Here is a 23,667-nt window from a genome sequence, read left to right as displayed (position 1 = left end):
CTCGCTTTCGTTTGCGCTGTTTGCCGCACACGCGCGCAAGTGACAGATGCCCATATTTCAGCTGCTTTCAGCGGACATGACGATCTTTTTCAGCCTGTCAGTTGACACTCAGGAACAGGCCCATATACTTGGTTAAAATTTTCCCAAAAAGGAGAACAACCATGAAAAAGCTGCTGATGGCATTTGCACTCACTCTTTTGATTACCGGTTCCGCCTTTGCCGCTGGTCAGGCTCACACCAACACAGGTTGCGGCCTCGGCACCATGCTCTGGCAGAACAAGGCCGACGGCTCGATCCTGTTCGAGATCCTGCAATCGACCACCAACGGCACCTCGGGCACCCAGACCTTCGGGATCACCTCCGGCACCTCCGAGTGCACCCAGCCCGGTAAAATCGTGCAAAACGAGAAACTGAACCAGTTCGTCCGCGCCAACATGGACAACCTGGCCAAGGAAATCGCCATGGGCAAAGGCGAGACCCTGGACACCTTCGTCGAGATGATGGGTGTCCCCTCCACCCAGAGCGACGCCTACAAGGCGAAGCTGCAGGCCAACTTCAACAAGATCTTCACCTCTGACAAGATCGTCATGGCCGAGGTCATCGACAACGTCGTGACCGTAACCGCCAACTGATTCTGCCGGGCAAAACGTCGCGAGGGGTGCACAGTGAGAACTGTGCACCCTTTTTAGTCTCGAAGTCCCCTCCGCAACCTGTTATGAGTACTGGAATGATCATGTCCCTGCTGCGCCACGCCTTGTGCACCCTGCTGCTGCTCGCCTTTTCCTGCCTCCCCGCGCCTGCCGCGGACCTCGCCTACCGCGACCAGCTCCTCAAAGAGGCTGCGGCGAAACGGCTCTGGGAAGAGCGCCCCTGGCAGATCCTGCTGCACTACAAAAAGGCCTTCGCCGGCGGCACCGTAAGCCGCATCTCCGACGCCAACTTCTTTCTCTCCCCCACCGGAAGGACCGACCCGGCCGCCGAGTTGTATGCCACCATTGCCGCGTTCTTCCGCCCCGAGGCTCCGGACGGGGAACATCCCCTCTGCCGCTTCCCGGCCCGCCTGGCCTGGCTCAGCGCTGAACTCTCCATCGATCCGTCCCGGCTCCCTGGCGCCGCCTGCTCCGAACAGCAGGAGCAGATCAGGACCATCGATGCCCGGTCCGCCGTGCTGGTGTTCCCGGTAGGTCACATCAACAGCCCCGCCTCGATGTTCGGCCACACCCTGATCAGGATCGACAGCTCCAGCAAGAGCAACCTCATCTCCTACGCGATCAATTACGCGGCCGACGCCACCGACGCCAACGGCTTTCTCTACGCCATCAAGGGGCTCACCGGGCTGTACAAGGGGTACTACTCCCTGATGCCGTACTACCAGAAGGTAAAGGAGTACAGCGACCTTGAGCACCGGGACATGTGGGAGTACCGCTTGAAACTTTCCAAAGAAGAGGTGGACAAGCTGCTGCTGCACGCACTGGAACTGCAGCGGGTGGCCTCCGACTATTACTTCCTGGACGAGAATTGCTCCTACAACCTGTTGTTCCTGATCGAGGCGGCGCGCCCCTCGCTGCACCTCTCCGACCGTACCGGCCTGCTGGTTCACCCCACCAACACCATCGAGATCGCCCAGGCAAGCGGGATCCTGGAGCCGGCGGTTTATCGCCCCTCTCAGGGTGCGCGCATCGTCAAAGTCGCTTCCCTGCTCGAAGACGAAGGACAGCAAGCCGCCGTCGAAGTGGCCCAGGGCAAGCGCGCCCCCACAAGCATTGGCGCGGTGGCCCCGACGGCGCAGGGCCAAAGGGAGGTGCTGGACCTCGCCGCGGAGCTGGTGCAGCTGCGTCTTGCCCGCAAGGAACTGGAGCAGGATGCCTACAACAAGCTCTACCTGAAGGTCCTCGCACAACGAAGCGCCCTCGGCACCGGGAGCGAGGCGGACTATGCCGTCGCGCCCCCCGCCCCCCCCGACGCCGGGCACCACACCTCCAAGGTCGGCTTGGGAGGAGGCGTGCGCCGCGGGGATTGGTTCGCAGCGGTACATATGCAGCCCGAGTTCCACAGCCTGCTCGACCCGGACCAGGGCTACCTCAAGGGAGCGCAAATCAAGTTCTTCGACACGCGGGTCGACTACGTGCCGGAAACGGGGCGCTCCCGCCTGCGCACCCTGCACCTTCTGGACATCCTCTCCACCGCCCCCCGTGACCGCATTTTCAAGCCCTACTCTTGGAAGATCGCCACCGGCTGGGATACCGAGGTGATGGAGGACGGCAGGGACTCGCTCATCTTCAGGCTGAACAGCGGCGGTGGCGTCTCCCGCAGGTCCCCCTGGGGCGGCATCGTGTACGGCTTCGCGGAACTTGACGTCGACGGCGGCAGGCACCTGCGCGGAACGGTGGCCGCTGCGCCGGGCATCAGCCTGGGGATCCTGGAGCAGATCAGGGAGTGGTGGAAAGTGAACCTGGAAGGATCGGCGTTTTGCTATGTGGTGGGAGATGACCGCATCACTCTCAAAGCGACACTGGCACAGAACTTCCGGCTGGCTCAGCAACAGAGTGTTAGCCTGAGCTTCAGCTATGGAGATGTGTCAGGGCACAGTCTTTCTGAGCACAGCCTGCTTTGGAACTACTATTTCTGACAAAAATACTTTTTTAGTGATTCAACTCACGGGGAAGTCCCTGCCAATAGCTGTCATACCGTTGACTTCAATCAAACCAAAGAGCATAATGACCTAAAATTAAATACATCAACAAGATACACGATAATACTCAACCATCCGCGAGGATGGGGCGGAAAGCCTATTGGGTCTCTCAGAGACAGCCGGGTTGCCGAAATATCATTCGATATTCTGCCCCGGCTTTTTTGCGTCCCGTGCAGGACATGGAATGCGTTCTTCAGGACCTGTGGGGTAACGGCATGTCAGTAGATGGTGATTTGAGCACACAGTTTCTCTACGAAGCCCTCAGCCGCGGCAAGCGGGAGTGGGAGCTCACCTTCGACGCCGTCCCCGACCTCATCTTCATCACCGATACCCAACACACCATCACCCGCGCCAACCGCGCCATGGCCGACCGGCTCGGCATGCGCCCCTCCGAGGTCCCCGGCCGCAAGTGCTACGAGCTCTTCCACGAGATGGGCGGCGTCCCCGGCACCTGTCCCTTCGTGAAACTGCTGCAGGACGGCGAGGCGCCCCACGTAGAGATGGAGGAGCGGCACCTAGGCGGCTTCTTCGAAATTTCGGTCTCCCCTTTGTACAACGAGTTCGGCGAGATTACCGCCTGCGTGCACGTCGCGCGGGACGTGACGGAACGAAAGAAGGCGGAGGAATACCGGCTTTCCCTGGAGCAGCAGCTGCAGCAGACCCAGAGGCTTGAGAGCCTGGGTGTCCTCTCCGGCGGCATCGCCCACGACTTCAACAACATCCTGACCATCATTCTCGGGCACTGCGCCATGGCCCGTACAGCGACGGCCGAAGAGGTGCAACAGCATCTGGCGCAGATCGAGGCGGCAGGGAACCGCGCGGCCGACCTGTGCCGCCAGATGCTCAACTATGCCGGCAAGAGTCCGCTGGTGCAGACGGAGATAGCCCTCGGCGTCCAGGTGCGTGAGGTGGTGAGCATGCTCCAGCCCGCCTTCAAGAAGAAGGTTGCCTTCAGGTACCTGATCGAGCCGGACATCCCGCTGATCAAGGGAGACCAAGGGCAGGTGCAGCAGATCATCATGAACCTCGTGGTCAACGCCGTCGAAGCGATCGCCGACCAGAAAGGCACCGTCACTATCACGCTGGCCGGGCACACCATAGGGCCGGACGAAGCCAGCTACGACACATTCGGCAACACCATCGCCCCGGGCTCCTACGTCTGCCTGGAAGTCAGCGACGACGGCTGCGGCATGAGCGAGGTGACCCGGCAGCGGCTCTTTGAGCCCTTCTTCACCACCAAGTTCACCGGGCGCGGCCTCGGGATGTCCGCCACCATGGGCATCATAAAAAGTCACAACGGAGCCCTGCAACTCTCCAGCGCCGAAGGAGAGGGATCCACCTTCAGGATCTTCTTTCCGACCTGCCCCGCTCCCTGCCCGCGCCTGGGAGCAAGCGCAGATCCGGAGCCACCGCGCCCCTCCCGGGAGCGGTTGGAAGGTACCGTCCTGCTGGTTGACGACGAACCGGAATTGCGCCAGGTCGGCACCGTCCTTCTCAACGGGCTGGGCTTGACCGTCATCACCGCCTGCAACGGCCGCCAAGCCCTCGAGATCTATCGCGAGCGGTCACAAGAGATCAACCTGGTCCTGATGGACCTCACCATGCCCGAGATGGACGGAGTCGAAGCCTACCAGGAACTGCGCAGGGAGGCCGTTGCGCTTCCCGTCCTCTTCTGCAGCGGCTACGGCAAGAAGGAAGTATCCCCCTTCATCGACAGTGATCCGTACGCTGCATTCCTCGCCAAGCCCTACAATAGGGATCAGATGCGCGTCATGCTCCGCAAGCTGCGGGAACCCGCCACAAGTTCCGCCTAGCGTCCTCGATTCTCAATTCTCCATCCGCGTCCTCGTGCCTCACCCGTCCCGGCACCCCTCCCTTCTCCCTGCATTCCCCAATCCACTCATGCTGTAATCCGCCGTTCCTCTGATCCGCTGACCAATGGATGAGCCGTCTCCACAGCCGCTGCAATCCCTCCATCGCAGCTGGCCCCTGCCACGTCGCCTGATACAATTAACCGCGCTTAATTTTTCACCCAAAGAGACGCGAACCACGGCAGACGCGGTGTGCGCCGGCCGCCATTGTGGCGCAGAGCCGCGCAAGGGGGCGATTATGTTGGGATGCTTCAGGACGTTGTTCGTCGCGGTGCTGATAGCGGTTTGCTGCGCCCAGGCTCACGGGCATACCATCATCACCCGCCTCAGTGATGGTCAGACTCTATCTCTACCGCAACTCGCAGCGGCGGCTGCCACCAGCCAGGTGATCCTGGTCGGCGAGTCACATGAGGAGTCGTACCATCACGAGTTGCAGCTCGACCTGCTCCGCTTGCTCGACGGAGGCAAGCTGCCAATGGCCATCGGGCTGGAAATGATGCAGAGCGACTCGCAGAAGGTACTGGACGACTGGGTAGAAGGAAACATAGGGGAGCCGGAGATGCAGCAGGTCTTCGAGAGGAACTGGACCGGCTGGCAGATGTACCGGGACATCTTCCTCTTCGCCAAGGAGAAACGCATCCCGATGGTAGCGCTCAACGTGCCGCTTGCCATCGTGCGCAAGGTTTCCCGGGATGGCTTCGCGGCACTTACGCCGGAGGAACGGAAGGGGCTGCCGCCGGGAACCAGTTGCGACCTCGCCAACCCGCAGGTTGCCTTTTTGAGGAAAACATTCCGGTCGGCGCCGCACCACCAGCAAAACGGCGGAAAGTTCGACTTCTTCTGCGAGGCGCAGACGGTACGCAACAGCGGTATGGCCCTCAATATTCTGCGCTACCGCGATAAGGAGCCTGGGCGGACCCTGGTGGTGCTGACCGGGGTCTGGCATGCCGTTAAATACGCCATTCCCGACCAGTTGCAGCGTCTGGGCGGCGGCATCGCCTCGACCGTCATCCTCCCCGAGACCCCTTATCTGAATAGCAGCAATTCCGGCACCAGCGAGGCCGACTACCTGGTTGAACTGTAACGGTCGATCCGAGCGCGCCGGTGCACCCTGCCGGCGCGCCTGAAGCCTCCTCTGCCCCCCCTTTGGCTTCAGGACCCAGGTGCTTCGGCAAATTTCACGTGAGCCTTGTCGAGGTACCAGGCGGCCACCCCCCACCCGCCCCCCACCCGCTCCTCCAACATCCCTGTCGCTAAAGCTCCTCGGCCCGAAGCCGCTCATGAGCCCTCGCCTGCGTGCGCAGCCTCTTTTTTGTGCAAATACAGGAACAGGTTATCGGAAGCAGCCCTCGCCCCCCATTATAAAATTCCCTGTTATCACGCGCATTTAGCATCAACCAGCGACGCCAGCAAGGTTGGCTTTTTTTAATTGATTATGGTAAGTTGAGATCAGCAGCACTGGTTTGCATACAACCTAGAGTTGACACCGTGAGGACCATCAGGCCCATCTGCAAGCTATGCAGGCGGTGTCGCCCGGTCGGGACCGGGAACGGAGGTCCAACTATGAGAACAGTGAGAAGGTTGCTATTCACCACAATCGCCGTGGTGGGCATGATGGGCATGACCACAGGCACAAGCTATGCGGCTGGCACAGGAAGCCAGTGCAACAAGAAGATGACACACAAATCCGGTTCAACCTCAACCCATAAAGCCGGAATGACCCACAAAAAAACCTCCCACAGAAGCGGGACGGTTTCCGGTACATCTGGTGGCGGTAGCGTAGAGAGCTACAGTAGCACCACCCTCCCCATTGGAACAGGAGCCAGGAGCACAGTGCGGCAGGACTTCACGGTTGAGCGGTTGGGACCTGAAGGTGGCAGCATGGGCACCGGTGCAGGCGGAACGGTGGGGGGCAGCACCGGTGGCACCTACAACCAGGGTGGGACCTACGACCAGAGGGGCACCGGGGGTACCTATAACCAGGGTAGTGGCGGCAGTTACTACGGCACCGGCACTGGTAGCGGCATGGGTGGCACCATGGAAAGGGGGACCAGCGGCACAGGCGGTGGCGGCACGCTGAACCCGGGTGCCGGCGGCAGCTACTTTGAACAGGGGACTAGAGGCACAGGCAATACCTTGGACCGTGGCCCGAGCGGAATCCTGAATCAGGGCACCGGCGGGTCCATGAACCGTGGCACTGGCGGCACGTTGAATCAGGGCACCGGCGGTAGCTACTATGATCAGGGAACCAGGGGCACGACCGGTAGCGGCACCGGCGGAACTCTGAACCAGGGCACCGGCGGCACCATGAACCAAGGTACGGGCGGCAGCTACTATGATCAGGGAACCAGGGGGACAACCGGTAGCGGCTCCGGCGGAACACTGAACCAGGGCACCGGCGGCACCATGAACCAAGGTACGGGCGGCAGCTACAATAACCAGGGGACCGGCACCGGTAACATGGGCACCGGCACTATGGGTACAGGCACCACGGGCACCGGTACCATGGGTACTGGCGGTATGGGTACCGGTACGGGCGGCACCACTGGCACCGGCACCGGCGGCACCGGCGGATCCATGGGTACCGGCACCGGAACCGGCGGTAGTGGCAGGTAAGACGTGATTATAAGGCAGGTAGGCAGGGAAAGGGGTTACGGGCGGGGCCTGTAGCCCCTTTTTAATGTGATCCGGCCAGCAGAACGGCGCCCTGGGTTTCGCCGTGCCTGGTGTCGTGGTCGTATCCTATCTGGATCTCCTTCAACTCCTTGAACTTTTCCTCGGTGCGCTTGGTGATCTCCGCAGCCAGTTCCTCCTCACTGCCGAAACTTGGCAAGGTCCCGAACATCTCGTTCACCTCGGAGGCAGCCTTAACCGCCAGGTCCTTGTGACCGAACTCATGCCCCTGCAAATGGGTGAGGTAATTGCTCCAGGCAGTGACCAGTTCGGGGGCGCAGGTGGCAAGATTCAGACGAGGCATGTTGTACAGGATGTCTACGCGGGTGGCGGCGGATTTGACCGAGTAGCGGCCATTTTGACAGGTGACTTCGTACTTGTAATGGATGTCCCAGTTGGTCATGGCGGAGTACACTTTGCCGTCGCTCCACTTGGTTCCATTGAGCTTGATCTCTTGCACCAGATCGTCCAGGGTTTTGCCGGTTATGTCATAAAAGTGGTAGCCTTCTCTCACCTTCAGTTCACAGGAAGCCGAATCTGAAGCAAACAGGGAGGTGGAACTGGCCAGAAAGAGCAGGGCGATCCCTGCGCCGGCAACGAGGCGGTGCATCATGCAGATACGGACTCCTGAAGCTGAGGTGGAAAACGTGAAGTAACCATACCCTATCAGGCATCACCCAGGAGTGACCCAGGTCACAAAGCACGACGAATCGCACCTTTACCGGCATCTCCTCCTTTATTGCCGGCGAGCTCGCCACTCCAGAGAGAATCGCGGTTGTTGGTGACTAAGGCCTCGCGGCGCGACCCCATCTGCAAGAGCGAAAGACCGGCGATGCAGAGCGCAGAGGTGAGCGTGAGCGCGCAGGAAGCTCCGAGCTTCGCGGCGACCCCACCCATGAGGGCGTTACCCACCGGCGCCATCCCCAGCAGTATCACGGTATAGCCCCCCATCACCCTCCCCCGCAGCCGGTCCGGACAGGCCTGCTGCAAGGACCGGTTCGCGCCGGCCAGGAACACCACCACCGCCCCCCCCGCGAGGGCCAAGGCAACCAGGGCAACGGCGTAGTCGGTGCTGCGGGAGAAGAGCAGTAGCGCCAAGGCGAAGAGTATCCCGGCGCCGGCGCCGTTGAAGTGTGGGTGGGGCAGGTTGTCCCGAAAGGCAAGTCCTAGTGCCGCAAGGAGCGAACCGCTGCCAAGACAGGCGGACATGAAGCCGAGCCCCTGCGGGCCGCGCTGAAACATCTCGGCGAAGACCGGCAGCAGCGGTACGAAGGGAATGGCAAACAGGCTCACCAGGAGTACGGAGAGGAGGAGTTGGCGCACCTCCTTATGGTTAGCAGCGAAGCAGAGACCTTCATGCAGCTCGGTTGCCGGGAGCCCTTGCGACCGCAGCGGATGATCCGGTTCCCGGCAGGGGAGGCGCACCTGGAGCAGGGTGAGGATCGCCGCCACGCAACTGAGGGCGTTGAGGAAGAAACAGGGTGCGGCGCCGAAGGCGGCGATGATGCAACCGGCGGCCGCGGGGCCGAAAAGGCGGGTGGCATTGAAAGAAACCGCGTTGACCGCTACCGCCTGCCCCAGGCACTCCTTGGGCACCAGTTCGGCCAGCAGCGCCTGGCGGGCCGGGACCTCGAAGGCGTTCAGCACGCCCTGGCACAAGGAGAAGAACATGATCGCCGGCGCGGTCACCTCGCCCCGCAGGGCCAGGATGCCCAGGAACAGGGGCGGGACCAGGGAGCCTCCCTGGGTGATCACCAGGAGGGCGCGCTTGTCGAACCGGTCGGCGGCCACCCCGCCCGGTACGCTGAACAAGAGTACCGGAAGGGAGAGCATGATGGCGGCCAGCGCCAGCTGCGCCGGTGACTTGGTGAGCGACCAGAGCAGCCACCCTTGGGCCACCGACTGCATCACACTTCCCAGCCAGGAAATTCCCTGTCCGAAGGAGAAGATACGGTAATTGTCGTCACGCATCAGCGTGAAGCTGGAGTGGAACATGCCCGCCTCGCTCGTCTTGCCCCCCGAGCGTTGGATAAGCCCAGGGGCAAACAGTGGGGAGACGCCGCGAGGGCGTCTCCCCGGTTGTTTCTGCCGTTACCGGCACATGGTGCTAGGGGCGGGCGTTCTTGGCGAACTTGGCGGCGTTGTCGCCGGCGATGCGGCCGAAGGTGATGGTCTGCGAGATGGAGTTGCCGCCCAGCCGGTTCTTGCCGTGGACGCCGCCGGTCCCCTCCCCGGCCGCGAAGAGTCCTGCGATGGTCTTGCCGTCCTTGGCGACGACTTCACTGCCGGTGGTGATCTTCAGGCCGCCCATGGTGTAGTGCACGCCCGGCTTCACCTCGATGGCGTAATACTTGGCGGTGCGCAGGGCGCGCGGCAGGTCGGGACGCTTGAACTCGGCGTCGTTCTTCTGGTCAACCCCCTTGTTGTAGGAGGCGACGGTCGCTTCCAGTGTCTCGGCCGGGACCTTGATGGCAGCGGCGAGATCCTTCAGGGTGGCCCCCTGCTGCACCAGGTTCAGGTGGAAGTAGCCGTCGATCTGCTTCAGGCTCTTGCGGACGCCGTCGTCGAAGATCAGGTAGGCCGACTGCCCCTTCTGGGCCAATATGGCGGCGGAAGCCTTATCGCGGGTGGTCAGCTCGTTCACGAAGCGCTTCCCTTCATGGTTGACGAGGATGGCGCCGTTGCCGCGCACCGCCTCGGTGATGAGGGTGCGGCTGCCGGCAGCGACGGTCGGGTGGATCTGGATCTCCTTCATGTCCTTCAGGTCACCGCCCACGGCGGTGCCGAGATCGATGCCGTCCCCGGTGGCGCCGGGCTGGTTGGAGGTGGTCATCCCCTTGTACTCGGGGCGGTAGTAGGCGACCCGCTCCGGGTTGGCCGAGAAGCCGCCGGCCGCGATGATCACCGCCTTGGCGTTGATGGTGTACTCGCCGCTATGCTTGCCTGCGACGCGGACGCCGGTCACGCGCCCCTTCTTGTCCTCCAGGATCTGCACCACCTTGCTGTTGACACGGATGTCGATGCTGCGCTGGGCGGCGTTTCTGCGCAGCACTTCGGTGATGTGGGCACCGACCGCGGCGCCCCCCTTGGGACGGTGGGTCCTGTTGACGCTGGCGCCCCCCATGCGGCCGACGTCGCTCAAGTCGGCGCCCAGGCCGGTGAGCCAGGCAACCGAGCCGGCGGAATTCTTGGCCAGCACCATGGCGAGGGCCGGGTCGTTCTGGTCGCCGCCGCCGGTCATGGTGTCCTTGTACATGAGATCCACCGAGTCGGCGATCCCCTTCTCCTTCTGGAAGGTGGTCTCAGCCGCGTTCATCCCGCCCGCCGCGAGCATGCTGTTGCCGCCGGTGATGGGCTGCTTCTCGATGATGACCACCTTGGCGCCGGCATCGTGCGCGGTGATGGCCGCGGTGAAGCCGGCAGCACCGGCGCCGATGACCACGACGTCCGCTTTCTCGGCGTGCTTCTTGGTCTTTGCCACGGGAGTCGCCTTGGTCGGGGTGGCCCCGCCGCCGGCGATCTTCATGTCGAAGGGATGGCAGCTCAGACAGTAGGCCCAGGATGCGGTGTGGCCGTGGTGGCAGGCGGTACAGTTGATGTCACCGAGGTGCGACTTGTGGGGATTAACTTCCTCCTGGGATTTCTTCCCCATCTCTGCCAGCGTGCCATGGCAGCCGACGCAGTTTTTGTTGACGCCCTTCTCGCTGTCGTCGACGCTGATCTTCTTGCTGCTGCCGTGGCAATCGGCGCAAGTCGCCTTCCCTTCGTGCAGCTTCGCCAGCGGCTCAGAGCCGCCTGCCCAAAGGGCCGTGGCGGATACCAGCACCAGCAACGCAGCCATCACAATGCCTATCCTCGAAGTCATCATCTTTCTCCTTTCTTGTTGTCTCGGGTGGGAACCCGTTTCTGCTCGCAGGAATACGCCGCAGGAAAGGCATAATGAAGCCCTCTCGCGACCTTTCCCCATGAGCACGAGTGATGCCAATACCGGTGCAACAGGCCAAGGTGTCGAATTAATGATAACTTTAGCCGCGGGGCGTTGCATGACAATGAGAACGAACGATAACCGCAGGTTATCGGGTGACGGGTGCTCATTAAGAAAGCAGCTGTTATTTCAGAAGGTTAGCACGAATCATAACCCTAGGTTATAGATATAACCTGCGGCTATACCCCTTGTTATGACGAGGGGTTAGCGAGGAGCGCGGCTGTTTTGGCAAGGAGTCCTTCGAAAAGCATTACGCCGGAACAGGTGGGCGCCGGGACACAGCAAAGGACGGCGCCAGGAGCAGCGAGACAAGACACGGACACGGCATGATTGACCGTCGGATAAGGGAAGGATTACAATTGGTTAGAAGGCAAGGTGGAATAAAAGGAGGCAACTATGAAAGTCATATCGGGCGACAAGGCAGAGGTAAAAAACTTCGCCACTCCTTACGAGGTGAGGGAGTTCCCCAAAGGCAAGGTAGAGTTGATCCTGATCGGCGGGGCGCTGGTGGGCAAGGCGACCTTTCTCCCCGGCTGGCGCTGGTCGACATCTGTGCAGCCGTTGGTGCACACCAAAAGCTGTGAAGCGCCGCACTTCCAGTACCACGTCTCCGGCAGGCTCCACGTGGTGATGGATGACGGCAGCGAGTTCGACTGCGGCCCGGGTGATGTTTCCCTTTTGCCGATGGGACATGATGCCTGGGTAGTCGGAGACGAACCGGCCGTTGTGGTGGATTTCCAGGGCATGATCGATTACGCCAAGGCGGCCTGAGCGGCTCAGGCAAACGTAGATGGGGCGCCACTCGCAGGCGCCCCATTTTTTTTGCGGCCGTTGCACCTCGGCGCGGGACCAGGTATAACTGTCGGATATCTCACCAGGAAAAGGAGTCCCACATGCCCTCGACAATGCCCGCACTCTTTCTGGGCCACGGCAACCCGATGAACGCGCTGGCCCGCAACGACTACACCGAAGCGTGGCGACACCTGGGGCAAACCATGCCGCGCCCGGAGGGGATCGTCTGCGTTTCCGCCCACTGGTACCGCCCCGGCACCGCGGTCACCGTCAACGAAAAGCCCCGCACCATCCACGACTTCGGCGGATTCCCGCCGGAACTGTACCAGATGAGCTATCCCGCTCCGGGCGCTCCGGAACTTGCCCGCCGGCTGCAGCGCCTGCTCTCTCCACTGGAGGTGCAGGGGGATGACAGCTGGGGGCTCGACCACGGCACCTGGGCCGTCTTGTGCCACCTCTATCCGAACGCGGACATACCGGTGCTGCAGTTGAGCATCGACGAGACACAGCCGGCGCAGTTCCACTACGACCTAGGCAGGAAGCTCGCCACGCTGCGCGAAGAGGGGATCCTCATCGTGGGGAGCGGCAACCTCGTTCACAACCTGCACAGCTACGCCTGGGGGAGACACCTTGTCGAGCCGTATGACTGGGCGGTGCGCTTTGAAGCCAGGGCGAGAGAATTGATGCTGGCCGGGGACCATGCTCCCCTGGTGGCGTACGAGACGCTAGGCGAGGACGCCCGGCTCTCCATCCCGACGCCGGACCATTATCTGCCGCTTTTGTACGTGCTGGCGACCAGGCGGGGGGAGGAGCAGATCACCTTCCCGGTAGAGGGGGTCGACGGCGGCTCCATCTCCATGCTGGCGGTCCAGGTTGGCTAGCCGTTGCGGCCGTCCCGACTACAGCCCGAGCACCAGCTTGAGGCCCAGTATTCCGCCCAGTATCACGAACAGTCCGCGCACCCAGTCGTGCCCCTTGTGCCGACCGATCCTCGAGCCGATGTAGGCGCCCGCGACCGAGCCGACCGTGGAAGGTATCATGAGCCGGGCGTCGGCCAACCCCGCCATGCTGTAGACTGCGACAGCGAAACAGTTCCAGAAGAAGGCGATCTGGTAGTAGCATCCGAGCGACACCACCAGGGTCTGGCCGCGCCCCTTGGCGAGGAGCAGCGAGGTGAAGAGCCCGTTGCCGGAGCCGAAAAAGGATTCGTAGACGCCTAGGGGAAAGGCCAGCAACGCCGTGACGGAGCGCGACAGCGCGGGCTCGCTCTCATCGCGTCCCAAGGAAGGGTTCAGCGCCACCACGACCACCAGCGACAGGATGATGGCGCCGATGACCCGTTGCAGCAGGCGGGGATCGACGCCCCGCACGATCACCGTTCCGGCATAGGCGCCGGCCAGCCCGCATAGGATCATCGCCCTTATGAGCGCCCAGTCGACCCGGCGCCCCTTGAGGTAGTTGCGGGCCGCAAGCAGTGTCCAGGCGGCACCGTTCAGCTGGTTCGAGGCGATGGCCACCGGAAGCGGGAAGCCCAGCGCGAGCCACACCGGCGTGGTGAGCATGGCGGAACCCGCGCCGCTCATGGCGCTGAGCAGCGAAGCGAGAAAAGCAACCGGCAGTACGATCAAGAAATCCATCTCACCCCAATCCGCACCGGCGCAACCGCAGATGCGGGGACCCCGCCTACCCGTTAAACCTGCTCCAGCACCTCGCGCAGCTTTACTGCCAAGACCGGGAGAGAAAAAGGCTTCTGGATGAAATACAACCCGTCGTCGATGACCCCGTGGTGGGCGATGATGTCGGCGGTATACCCGGACATGAACAGGCACTTCAGGCGCGGCTGCCCCGAGGCGAGCACACCGGCCAACTCCCGGCCGTTCATCTCGGGCATGACCACGTCCGTCATCAGCAGATCGATGCCACCCGGCCGCTGCTCCGCACTACGGATCGCCTCGCTCGGGGACCCGGCCGTCAGGACCAGGTACCCCAGGCTCTTTAGGAGCATGGTCGTCATCTGCAGTATGGCCGGCTCATCCTCCACCAGCAGGATGGTTTCCCGGCCACGCGGCGGCTCCGGTGCCTGTCCCTGCAGCTCCCCGGCGCCGTCGGCACCCAGGTACCTCGGGATATGGATGGTGAAGGTCGCCCCCTGTCCCGGCTCGCTGGCGGCATCGATGAAGCCGTGGTTCTGGGTGACGATGCCGTAGATGGTGGCCAGGCCCAGCCCGGTCCCGGCTCCCACCCCCTTGGTGGTGAAAAAGGGTTCGAAGATGTGCCCCAGCGTTTCCCCGTCCATCCCATCGCCGTCGTCGCTGACCGAGATCCAGACGTACTCCCCCTGCACCGCCTCGTGATGGTGCAGCCGGTAGGCCTCGTCGATGCTGACAGTTCCGGTCTTGATGGTGATGGTGCCGACGCTTAAGATGGCATCGCGGGCATTGACGCAGAGGTTGGCCATGATCTGGTCGATCTGGGACCGGTCCATCTTTACCGGCCAGATCCTGCTCCCCGGCTGCCAGCAGAGGTGGATCTCCTCCCCGATCAACCGCTGCAACATCTTCAACATGCCGCTGATAGTCTCGTTCAGGTCCAGTACCTGGGGCTTGATGGCCTGCTTGCGGGCAAAGGCCAGCAACTGGCGAGTGAGATCGGCCGACCGCTCCGCCGCCTTGCTGATCTCCTGCAGATGGACCTGGATCGGGTCCGCGGGGGGGATGTCCATCAGCGCCAGGCCGGCATGGCCGATGATGACCCCCAGCATGTTGTTGAAGTCATGTGCCACGCCCCCCGCCAACCGCCCTATCGATTCCATCCGCTGGGCCTGTTGCAGCTGGTTCTCCAGGGTGACCCGCTCATCCTCGGACCACTTGCGCATCAGCGCCGCGCCGACATAGGCCGCGATACCCTCCAGGTGCTGCAGCGACTCCGCGGTGAAGCGTTCCTTGCGATGATCATTGCACTGGATCAGCCCCACGATCTTGTCCTTGTAGCGGATCGGGACCAGCGCGATGGAGGCGTATTTGCGGTGCATGCATACGTTGCGGGGATTGTGGCGCGGGTCCTGGTCGCGGGGGAGATCCAGCAGCTGAAAGGAGTCGTTGGTCCAGAAGCTTCCCCCCGGGGTGACGTTGGGGTGCCCCTGCGGCACCCGACCGGAGATGACCAGGCCGCAGGTGCATTCCAGCCGGACCTTGCCGTCCTGGTCCCTGCAGACACCGCCATCCGCGGAACGCTCCACCAGTGCATTTTCCTGCTCGAGCATCGCCTGCGGGAATCCGGACTGGGACCAGTACGGGTAGTCCTCCCCCTCCTGCAGGCGAATCCCCACCGCGGCAAAATCCAGCTTCACCTTGAGTAATTCTATGATGCGTTGCACCGACTCCTTGAGTTCTCCCGGTTCGTTCAGGACCTGCAGCACCTCCCTGCTCACCTCCCGGCGCGTCTCCGCCTGCTTGTGTTCGGTAATGTCCTGGTCCATGCCGCGATACCCAAGGAAGTTCCCTTGCCCGTCGAAGTACGGGACACCGCTGGTCTCCAGCACCACCAGGCGGCCGTCCTTGTGCCGGTTGGCGTTCTCGAGGCGGTGAAAGGGCTCTCGCCTGGAGCTGATCCCGGCGAAGATGGTCCCGATGCGGGCGGCCTCCCCGTCCGGCATCAGGTCGAAAGGAGTCTTCCCGATCACCTCCTCCGGTGCATAGCCGAGCAACTCCTTTACCTGGGGGCTGGCGAAGGTGTAACGGGCATTGGCATCGACCTCCCAGATCCAGTTGTGCGACGACTCGATCAGGTTCAGGTGACGGGTTTCTTTTTCCTGCAGCCCCCGGTGCGTTCTCTCGAAGTAGATGAGGATCATGCCGATGGCGATGCTGGTGGCAACGATGCTGCCAAAGAGAAAGCCCCATGGCGCGAACCACTCAACGGGGCGCAGCAGCGGGTAGTCGGCCTGGTGGATCCCCCAGGTGATGAAGAGCCAGCCCACCACGCGGCTGGCGATTTCACCCGGTTGGGCCTGCTTCAGCACCTCGATGCCGATGCGGATATAGGTAAAGGCGAGGAAGGCGAAGATGGGGACGATGGCGTACATGACCGGCAGCCCCGACCACAGGACGCCGACGGTCCACAGGGCTATGGCCGTGCCGGTGATGGTGAACCCGTGCGCGACGGGTCGGCCAATGAAATTCCTGGTGCCGGCCAGGAGGATGACAGCGCTGGCGATGATACAAAGGTAGTTGATTTGCTTGCAGACCAGGCAAGCAGGCCATAGTACCGAGAGGATGAGAAAGATGTACCTGCAGATGAGGATGCCCCATGCCACCGCCCACAATTTCATGAACGGTTCTTTGTAGCGGGAGTAGAGGTAGACATTAACAAGGGCCAGTATCGTCACCGAACTGGCAGTCGCTATCGCGGCAACGATTATCCAAGGCATATCAACCTCTAAGCAGAACTTCTCACAAGCTTTTAATTATATCTTCTTTCCTGTTGAGACAGTTGGGATAAGATTCTAGCCCAGTAGATATAGATTGCCAGTTGTTTTGTTTTAATCAGGTTGCTTTTTAAAAATAAAGTTCTGGATCTTCCTTTTATTGATGCCTGCTTCGCACTGTGCGCATCCTCACGGTATGGCAGTACAGTGCGTGGGGCCGCGTGCGCTTTGTCACAAACGTGCTAAGTTATAGTAGGTGGAACGACAAGCCAGCTAATCGAGGTTTCCCGTGCCAAAGCTCAACAAATATCTCCTGGTTTCAATCGCAGTATTTGCCGCTCTCATTCTTTTTACAGCCGCGATACTGCCTATCATCGTAAAAAATAAGGCTATAGCGGCGATCGAGGATGCCACTGGACGCACCACGCGCATCGGTTCGGTCAGCATCAATCCGCTCACCCTGCACGTCGCCGTCACGGACTTCGCGGTGGCCGAGAAGACGGGTCCGACCCTGATCGCCTTCCGCGCCCTGGAGGCGTCGGTCGCACCGGCATCCGTCTTCAAGAGGGCGTTGATCCTCTCGGAGGTCACCCTCGACACCCCGACCGTCAACCTGGTTCGCACCGCCCCCAACCGCTTCAACTTCAGCGACATCATCGAGCGGCAACCCAAGGAAAAGGAGACCGAGAAGAAGGCCCCGCTGCGCTTTTCCGTCAACAACATCCGCTTGAAGAACGGGTCGATCGATTTCGACGACCGCATCGTCGGCGGGGGTAGGAAACACAGCATCCGCAGCCTCGACATCGCACTGCCGTTCATCAGCAACAGCCCCTACCTGGCGGACAACTACATCGACCCGCGTCTCTCTGCGGTGGTCGACGGCGCCCCCTTGAGCTTCACGGGGAAGCTGAAGCCGCTCAGCAAGTCGCTGGAAACCTCGGTTCACATCGGGCTGAAACAGTTGAGCCTGCCCCAATACGTCGCCTACTACCCGGTCAAGCCGCCCGCCGACCTCACGTCGGGTAAGTTGGACGTCGACCTTGACCTGGGGTATCGCATCTCTGCCGATAAAAAGCCGGAGCTGACCCTGAAAGGACTGACCAGGCTCGATGCAGTCGCGATAGATCTCCCTGGCGGCAAGCCGCTGCTCCGCCTCCGGTCGCTGGAGGTGAAAGCGGCACAACTGGAGGCGCTGGCCGGGAACTTCCAGTTCCACTCCATCACCACCGACGGTCTCGAGCTTTTCTTCGAGCGCAACCAGCGTGGAGAGTGGATGTACTCCCAGTTGGTTGGTCAGCAAAAGAAACAGGAGGAGCCCACCAAGCCGGCGGAGCCCCCGCACAAGACCACCATAGTGCTCCCCTACTTCGCCTGCAAGGGGGGGACGGTGCACTTCCGGGACGACCTGCCCAAGGGAGGCTTCCAGACCACCGTTGCCGACATAGAAGCGACGGTACGAAATTTCAGCACCGCGCCGGGGACGTCTGCGGGCTACCAGCTCTCCCTCAAGCCGGACCACGAGGTGACGCTAACAACGGAAGGGAAATTCTCCGCAGCGCCGCTGACCGTCGCCTCCACCATCCAGCTCGTCGGGTTGAAGCTCCAGCGCGCCTGGCCGTACCTGACCCCGTACCTGACCGCGCCGGTGCAAGGCACCGTGGCCCTGGCCGGTGAGGTCAGTTACAGCGAGCCCGCCGGGGTGACGGTTCAGAAAGGTAACCTCTCCGTCACGGGTCTCGCCGCCCGCTACGGTCAGAAAGAAGGCTTCGACCTCGCCTCGCTCCAGGTCAAAGACGCCGGCTTCCGCCAAAGCGACAACCGCCTCGACATCGGCGACGTCCGCCTGTCGCAAGGTTCCCTGTCGCTGTCAAAGGAAGCCGATGGCAAGTTGTCGCTCCTGTCCCTGTTCGCCGCCCCCGAAGCGGCCTCACCGCGTAAGGGAAGCCTGCCCTCCACGGCAGCCTCACCGCGTAGGGGGAGCCTGCCCCCCGAAGCAGTCTCACCGCGTAGGGGGGTGGCAGCTTCACCGCAAAAAGGTATTTCCTATCACCTGAAGCAGCTGCAACTGGAAAAGCTGAATTTCGCCTTCACCGACAAGACCTTCGAAGAGCCGCCGCGTTTCACCCTGCGCAACACGAACCTGACCCTTGCCAACCTGCAGGGCCCGAAGTTCGCGCCGGCGCCGCTACGCTTCTCAGCGACCTACGGCAAAGGGGCAGCCCTGAAACTGAACGGCACCGTCACCCCCGCCCCCTTCCGCTACCGGGGGAGCGTCGCCATCTCCCGGCTCCCCATCTCCGACTTCGAGCCCTACTTCCCCGACACCTTCAACTTCTCGGTGATAGGAGGCTCGCTGGACACGACAGTGAACCTCGACCTCGCCCTGAAGGACGGCAAGGCCAAGGGGAGCTTCCACGGCAACGCAGGGGTGCGCGACTTCCACAGTGTCGACGCCGTCGGGGACCAGGACCTCCTGAAATGGGAGAGCCTACAGTTCGACGAGTTCCAGGGCAACTTCGACCCGTTCGCGCTGACCATCCGCGAGGTCGCGCTCAACGACGTCTACTCCCGCATCATCATCAGGAAGGACGGAACCCTCAACCTCCAGGACCTGGTGAAGAAGGAGCCAACGGCACCAGCTGCCGCGCCTGCAGGGGCGGCACCAGTGCCGGCAGCCGCCACGACTGGTGCTGCTGTTGCCACGGTTACCGCAGCGCCGTCGCCCACAGCACAACGCCAGGTCTCGGTCGGCAGTGTCACCATCCAGAACGGGACCATGGCCTTCACCGACAACCACCTGCCCCAGACCTTCAACAGCACCTTCTACAATCTGGGGGGCCGGGTCAGCGGGCTCACCTCCGAGGAATCGAAGTTCGCCGACGTCGACCTGCGCGGCAACCTGGAGAACCACTCGCCAATGCAGATCACCGGCAGGCTCAACCCACTGCGGGATGACCTGTTCGTGGACCTCAAGGTCTCCTTCCGCGACATCGAACTTTCCCCGGTGACCCCGTATTCCGGCACCTACCTCGGCTACGCCATCGACAAGGGGAAGCTGTTCCTCGATCTCAAGTACCTCATCGAGAAGAAGCAGCTCACCTCCGAGAACAAGGTTTTCATCGACCAGTTCACCTTCGGCAAAAAAGTGGAGAGCAGCCAGGCAACCAGTCTCCCGGTCCGCCTTGCCGTCGCCCTTCTCAAGGACCGCAACGGCGAGATCCATCTCGACCTCCCGGTGACCGGTCGCACCGATGACCCACAGTTCAGCATCTGGGGGCTGATCGGGCAGGTACTGAAAAACCTGCTGGTGAAAGCCGCCACCTCCCCCTTCGCCCTGCTCTCCTCGCTAGGCGGCAGCGGCCAGGATTTCAGCGTCATCGCCTTCCAACCCGGCTCCAGCGAACTGCCGGCAGACGAGGGAAAGAAACTGACCCAACTGGCCAAAGTCGTGGCCGACCGGCCGGGGCTCAAACTGGAAATCAAGGGATTCGTCGACAAGGGGAAGGACCCGGAGGGGTATCGGCAGGAACTTTTGACCCGCAAGGTGAAGAACGAGAAGTTCCTCTACCTGGTCAAGGAGCAGCAGACCAAGGAAGGCGACAGCAGCGAGAACGTTCAGCTCTCGCCCGAGGAATATTCCAGGTACCTGAAGGCGGTCTACAAGAAGGAGAAGTTCCCCAAGCCGCGCAACGCTTTGGGGATGGTGAAGGACCTGCCTGACAACGAGATGAAGAAGCTGATCGTGGCCAACACGGTGGTCGGGGAGAACGAGTTGCAGTCGCTGGCGCGGGAACGCAGCGCCACCGTGATCGCCTACCTGGTTGCCAAGGGAGGGCTGCCGCCGGAAAAACTGTTCCAGGCGAGCGACAATATCTACAAGCTCCCCGAGAAAGATACTGTGGCCCGCAGCCGCGTCGAATTCAACGCCATCGCGCGATAGCGCCGGGGACAAGTTATTGCGCGCCCCCGGCCTGCTACCGTTTCTTTTTCTTCTTCCTGGCCTTCCGGGCCTGATCCACGTGATCGTGCTGCGGCTCGGCGCTTGGCGGCTGGTCGCTCTTCATGAACATGAACGGAATGATGATGACGGCAAAGAACGCTAGGATCGCCGCCAGTGCAATTAGTGGTGTCGACATAACTCCCTCCCTCAAAACCTGTAGTTGATCCATCCACCGCCGGTGACCGCCTATCCTTACACCGACGGCGCGCTGGTATGCCTTTGCCTTCTCCCCTTGCGCAGGTTGTTGCGCGCGTCCTCAGCCAGCTTCAGGTAGCTCTCCCGGATCGACTCAAGATCCTTCTCGTCCAGTTCCTCCATGTTGAGGAGCGCGTTGTTCGCCCCCTCCAGGGACCGGATGATCTCGTCCAGCTTGAGCTGCGTGGCCGCGGAGTCGCGGTTCTGGGTGTTCTGGATCACGAACACCATCAAGAAGGTAATGATGGTGGTGCCGGTGTTGATCACCAGCTGCCAGGTGTCGCTGAACTTGAACAACGGCCCGGTCACCGCCCAGACCACAATGATGATCAGGGCGAATATGAAGGAGGATGGGTGCCCGGAACTGTGTGAGGCCCAGGTAGCGAAGCGGCTGAAACGTGACATCTGCTGTTCCATGACTCCTCCTGTTCATTCCTTTGCCGAGGCGGCCGTAAAAGGCCTGTCCCGGCGGCCGGCCGTTATCTGGTTGTTCCCTTCCCGGCGGAAAGTGCCTTGGCGGCGGGAGCGCCGCCCCCCCTGGATGCCTCGCCGGTCCTGAAGTTGCCGCTCGCCTCCTGGTCGCGACGGACGATCGCGGCCACGTCGGCATCGCTCAGCTCCGGATCCTTCCGGGCGTCGACTACCATCCAAAGACCGTCGCGCTGCTGGCACGTGATCTGGAAAGCCCAGTGCCTGGACTGGTCATCGGAAAGGATGATGTGCTGGATGGGGAGCCCGTCACTGACGTTGAGGTCGAGGGAAGGGTCCTTTTGGTGCACCCGGAAAAACTGGGATCCGCCCCTGCCGAACAACTGTTCCCGAAGTGCCAAGGCTCGCTCCTTGGTATAGCGGATCCGGGTGGTGCGATACAGATCGATCAAAGGCCCGCCGTTGGCAAGTGCCAGGATGTACTGGTTGGCGGCGCTGCCGGGCCCGTAAGCGGATCCGATGCGGCTCTCGGGGAGCTCGGACACGAAGGAAATCCGGTAGGCGACCGGCGTGGTGCTCTCGGTACTGATCCGGATCAACCCGCGCTGAGCCTTCCGGATCCTGGCCAGATCTGTTATGGAAATCATGGAGGCCTCGATGAGCTTCGCGCCGTTTTGCGGCGAGACACTTTTGCGGGACCAGGGACCTTGAGCGGCGGATTCCTTCCCCGGAACCTCGACAGCATCCTCTATCAGAAGCGGCCCGGTCGATCCGATGCGGATGTAACCGGGGCCGTCCGCGGCCGCCACGACGTACCAGCTTTTCATGCCGGTCACGATCACGCCATCTACGGGCGCGCCCCCGACCTGCAAAGCCCGGGCGGTGGTGAGCGAGTTGTTGGCGGTGGTGACGGTCAACTGCTGTTGGCCGTTGGTCCCGACAGGAGTCACCGCCTCGTCCGCCTCAACCAGGATCCCCGGCTCCAGCCACCACGCGCTAGTCGCAGCTACGGGTGGAGACAAGGCGAGCGTGAGCATGGTCGCCATGACAATGTTGAGCATCCACCTTTTCATAATTCCCCCTATCATCACATGCAGGTGCGATGAGCTCGCCAGCCTTCGGCAGGCGCAGCATAGCACGCAGCGTTAATTACTATCAATGTAAATATGTGAACCTCGCGCCCGATCTTCACTCTTCTCCTTTTGCGAAGGTTCCCCGAAGCATGCCCGGAGACTGAGCATGTTCCCGACCAAGCGCCGCACGTGCCCCCCTGCCCCCCCCTTTGCGACAGGGGGGACAGGGGCGACAGGGGGGATTTGCCTTGCCCGAATCCCACAACCGTGCAGGCAGGTCACGCACGTGGACATCACCCCTGTGCCGGATATACTTGCCGCGTTCATCCGCCGCACGTTGAGAATCTGAACCGGAGGTGTCTATGAGCTGCAAGAGAGCATGCCTTAAATCCTTTGCCGCACTCTGTGCCATTGCCGTTTCCGTCTGGTTCGCTGGCGGCGCTGCGAACGTTCATGCCGCTGCGCCCGCCGACGCCGGGTTCCCCGCAAAGCTCACGCTGATACCGGTAGTGAAGGGGCTCAAGCAGCCCACCGCCATCGTCAACGCCAGGGACGGCAGCAAGCTGCTCTTCGTGCTGGAGCAAAAAGGCAAAATCAGGATCATCCGCAGCGACACCCTCGACCCGGCCCCCTTTCTCGACATCACTTCCCTGGTGAAGTCCGGGGGGGAGCGGGGGCTCCTCGGTCTCGCCTTCCCCCCCGACTTCGCCTCCAGCAGAACCTTCTACGTCGACTACACCAACAGGACCGGCATCGGCAACACGGTCATCGCCAGCTTCAAGGTCGGCGACAAGCCCGACCTCGCCGACCCGGCCACCCGGAAACAGTTGCTCACCATCGTCCAGCCCTACACCAACCACAACGGCGGCCAGCTCGCCTTCGGGCCGGACGGGCTCCTCTACATCGGCATGGGAGACGGCGGCAGCGGCGGCGACCCGCACGGCAACGGGCAGCGGCTCGACACCCTGCTCGGCAAGATCCTGCGCATCGACGTCAGGTCGGAGGCGGCTCCCTATCGGCTGCCGAAGAATCCCTTCGGCAACGAGATCTGGGCTTACGGCCTGCGCAATCCCTGGCGCTTCTCCTTCGACCGCGCCACCGGCGACCTCTACATCGCCGACGTCGGCCAGGACGAGGTGGAAGAGATCGACTACCAGCCCGCCGGTTCCGGGGCCGGAGCGAACTACGGTTGGAACATCATGGAAGGGGACCGCTGCTTCAAGAAACCAGACTGCAAGAAGTCCGGCCTCACCCTCCCCGTCGCCGTCTACCGCCACGACCGGGGCGATTGCTCCGTCACCGGGGGGTATGTCTACCGCGGCAGGATCGAACAGCTGCGCGGCACCTACCTGTACGGCGACTTCTGCAGCGGCCGCATCTGGGGGCTGCGCAGGGTAGACGGCAAGTGGCAAACCAGGCTGCTCCTCGACTCACCCTACGCCATCTCTACCTTCGGCGAGGACGAGGACGGCGAGCTCTACCTCGCCGATTACGGCAGCGGCACCATCTACCGGATTTCCTTACCATGACT

Annotated in this window: 17 protein-coding genes and 1 riboswitch; of the genes, 9 read left to right on the top strand and 8 right to left on the bottom strand. The window is 62.1% G+C overall.

All coding sequences use genetic code 11. The features are described 5' to 3' along the window. Window positions 1–161: 161 nt before the first annotated feature. The 5 genes from JFN90_RS04820 (at window position 162) to JFN90_RS04800 (ending at window position 7,179) form a co-directional block, all read left to right on the top strand. Window positions 162–632, top strand: a complete 471-nt coding sequence (locus JFN90_RS04820; protein WP_199393978.1) for a DUF3015 family protein — start codon at window positions 162–164, stop codon at window positions 630–632. A 95-nt stretch (window positions 633–727) separates the two neighbouring features. Further along, the gene (locus tag JFN90_RS04815; RefSeq protein ID WP_236018879.1) at window positions 728–2,629 is read left to right on the top strand and encodes an Lnb N-terminal periplasmic domain-containing protein; all 1,902 of its coding nucleotides are present in this window, start codon (window positions 728–730) and stop codon (window positions 2,627–2,629) included. Window positions 2,630–2,747: 118 nt separating this feature from the next. Next, window positions 2,748–2,824: riboswitch (cyclic di-GMP riboswitch) on the top strand. Window positions 2,825–2,871: 47 nt separating this feature from the next. Further along, window positions 2,872–4,506 (top strand): hybrid sensor histidine kinase/response regulator, encoded by a 1,635-nt coding sequence (locus JFN90_RS04810; RefSeq protein ID WP_236018878.1) that lies wholly within the window; start codon window positions 2,872–2,874, stop codon window positions 4,504–4,506. Between the two features lie 295 nt (window positions 4,507–4,801). Next, window positions 4,802–5,647, top strand: a complete 846-nt coding sequence (locus tag JFN90_RS04805; RefSeq protein ID WP_199393977.1) for a ChaN family lipoprotein — start codon at window positions 4,802–4,804, stop codon at window positions 5,645–5,647. A gap of 797 nt (window positions 5,648–6,444) precedes the next feature. Continuing rightward, window positions 6,445–7,179: a hypothetical protein gene (locus tag JFN90_RS04800; protein ID WP_236018877.1), complete on the top strand. Its 735-nt coding sequence runs from the start codon at window positions 6,445–6,447 to the stop codon at window positions 7,177–7,179. Window positions 7,180–7,240: 61 nt separating this feature from the next. Here the strand turns inward: JFN90_RS04800 and JFN90_RS04795 are convergent, their stop codons facing one another. The 3 genes from JFN90_RS04795 to JFN90_RS04785 form a co-directional block, all read right to left on the bottom strand. Next, on the bottom strand, window positions 7,241–7,849 hold the full coding sequence (locus JFN90_RS04795; protein ID WP_199393975.1) for a DUF922 domain-containing protein: 609 nt from the start codon (window positions 7,847–7,849) through the stop codon (window positions 7,241–7,243). A gap of 80 nt (window positions 7,850–7,929) precedes the next feature. Beyond that, window positions 7,930–9,231, bottom strand: a complete 1,302-nt coding sequence (locus tag JFN90_RS04790) for an MFS transporter (protein ID WP_199393974.1) — start codon at window positions 9,229–9,231, stop codon at window positions 7,930–7,932. 112 nt (window positions 9,232–9,343) lie between these two features. Further along, window positions 9,344–11,101 carry a flavocytochrome c gene (locus JFN90_RS04785; RefSeq protein ID WP_236018876.1) on the bottom strand — a complete coding sequence of 586 codons (1,758 nt, stop codon included), beginning with the start codon at window positions 11,099–11,101 and terminating at the stop codon, window positions 9,344–9,346. Window positions 11,102–11,617: 516 nt separating this feature from the next. On the opposite strand from JFN90_RS04785, the gene JFN90_RS04780 reads away from it, so the two are divergent. Beyond that, a complete protein-coding gene (locus JFN90_RS04780) occupies window positions 11,618–11,992 on the top strand; it encodes a cupin domain-containing protein (RefSeq protein WP_199393972.1) in 375 nt (124 codons plus the stop codon). A gap of 122 nt (window positions 11,993–12,114) precedes the next feature. Beyond that, window positions 12,115–12,894 (top strand): 4,5-DOPA-extradiol-dioxygenase, encoded by a 780-nt coding sequence (gene ygiD / locus JFN90_RS04775; protein ID WP_199393971.1) that lies wholly within the window; start codon window positions 12,115–12,117, stop codon window positions 12,892–12,894. An 18-nt stretch (window positions 12,895–12,912) separates the two neighbouring features. On the opposite strand, the gene JFN90_RS04770 is transcribed toward ygiD, so the two are convergent. Together JFN90_RS04770 and JFN90_RS04765 are read right to left on the bottom strand one after the other, a co-directional pair. Beyond that, on the bottom strand, window positions 12,913–13,650 hold the full coding sequence (locus JFN90_RS04770; protein ID WP_199393970.1) for a sulfite exporter TauE/SafE family protein: 738 nt from the start codon (window positions 13,648–13,650) through the stop codon (window positions 12,913–12,915). Between the two features lie 53 nt (window positions 13,651–13,703). Next, the gene (locus JFN90_RS04765; RefSeq protein WP_199393969.1) at window positions 13,704–16,442 is read right to left on the bottom strand and encodes a PAS domain S-box protein; all 2,739 of its coding nucleotides are present in this window, start codon (window positions 16,440–16,442) and stop codon (window positions 13,704–13,706) included. Window positions 16,443–16,728: 286 nt separating this feature from the next. Here JFN90_RS04765 and JFN90_RS04760 point away from each other — a divergent pair, with 286 nt between their 5' ends. After that, window positions 16,729–20,379, top strand: a complete 3,651-nt coding sequence (locus JFN90_RS04760; RefSeq protein WP_199393968.1) for a DUF748 domain-containing protein — start codon at window positions 16,729–16,731, stop codon at window positions 20,377–20,379. Window positions 20,380–20,413: 34 nt separating this feature from the next. Here the strand turns inward: JFN90_RS04760 and JFN90_RS04755 are convergent, their stop codons facing one another. From JFN90_RS04755 to JFN90_RS04745, 3 genes are all read right to left on the bottom strand, one after another. Beyond that, a complete protein-coding gene (locus JFN90_RS04755) occupies window positions 20,414–20,575 on the bottom strand; it encodes a hypothetical protein (protein WP_199393967.1) in 162 nt (53 codons plus the stop codon). A 56-nt stretch (window positions 20,576–20,631) separates the two neighbouring features. After that, window positions 20,632–21,051, bottom strand: coding sequence for a low affinity iron permease family protein (locus tag JFN90_RS04750; protein ID WP_199393966.1), 420 nt, complete (start codon window positions 21,049–21,051; stop codon window positions 20,632–20,634). 62 nt (window positions 21,052–21,113) lie between these two features. Beyond that, window positions 21,114–22,136: a hypothetical protein gene (locus JFN90_RS04745; protein WP_199393965.1), complete on the bottom strand. Its 1,023-nt coding sequence runs from the start codon at window positions 22,134–22,136 to the stop codon at window positions 21,114–21,116. A gap of 362 nt (window positions 22,137–22,498) precedes the next feature. Between JFN90_RS04745 and JFN90_RS04740 the strand changes: the two genes are divergently transcribed. Continuing rightward, window positions 22,499–23,665: a PQQ-dependent sugar dehydrogenase gene (locus JFN90_RS04740; RefSeq protein ID WP_199393964.1), complete on the top strand. Its 1,167-nt coding sequence runs from the start codon at window positions 22,499–22,501 to the stop codon at window positions 23,663–23,665. Window positions 23,666–23,667 lie beyond the last annotated feature (2 nt).

It is taken from the genome of Geomonas propionica, assembly GCF_016458235.1.
Taxonomy (GTDB): domain Bacteria; phylum Desulfobacterota; class Desulfuromonadia; order Geobacterales; family Geobacteraceae; genus Geomonas; species Geomonas propionica.
Note: the sequence above shows the minus strand (reverse complement) of the source record. Positions and strands in the feature narration are given on the sequence as shown.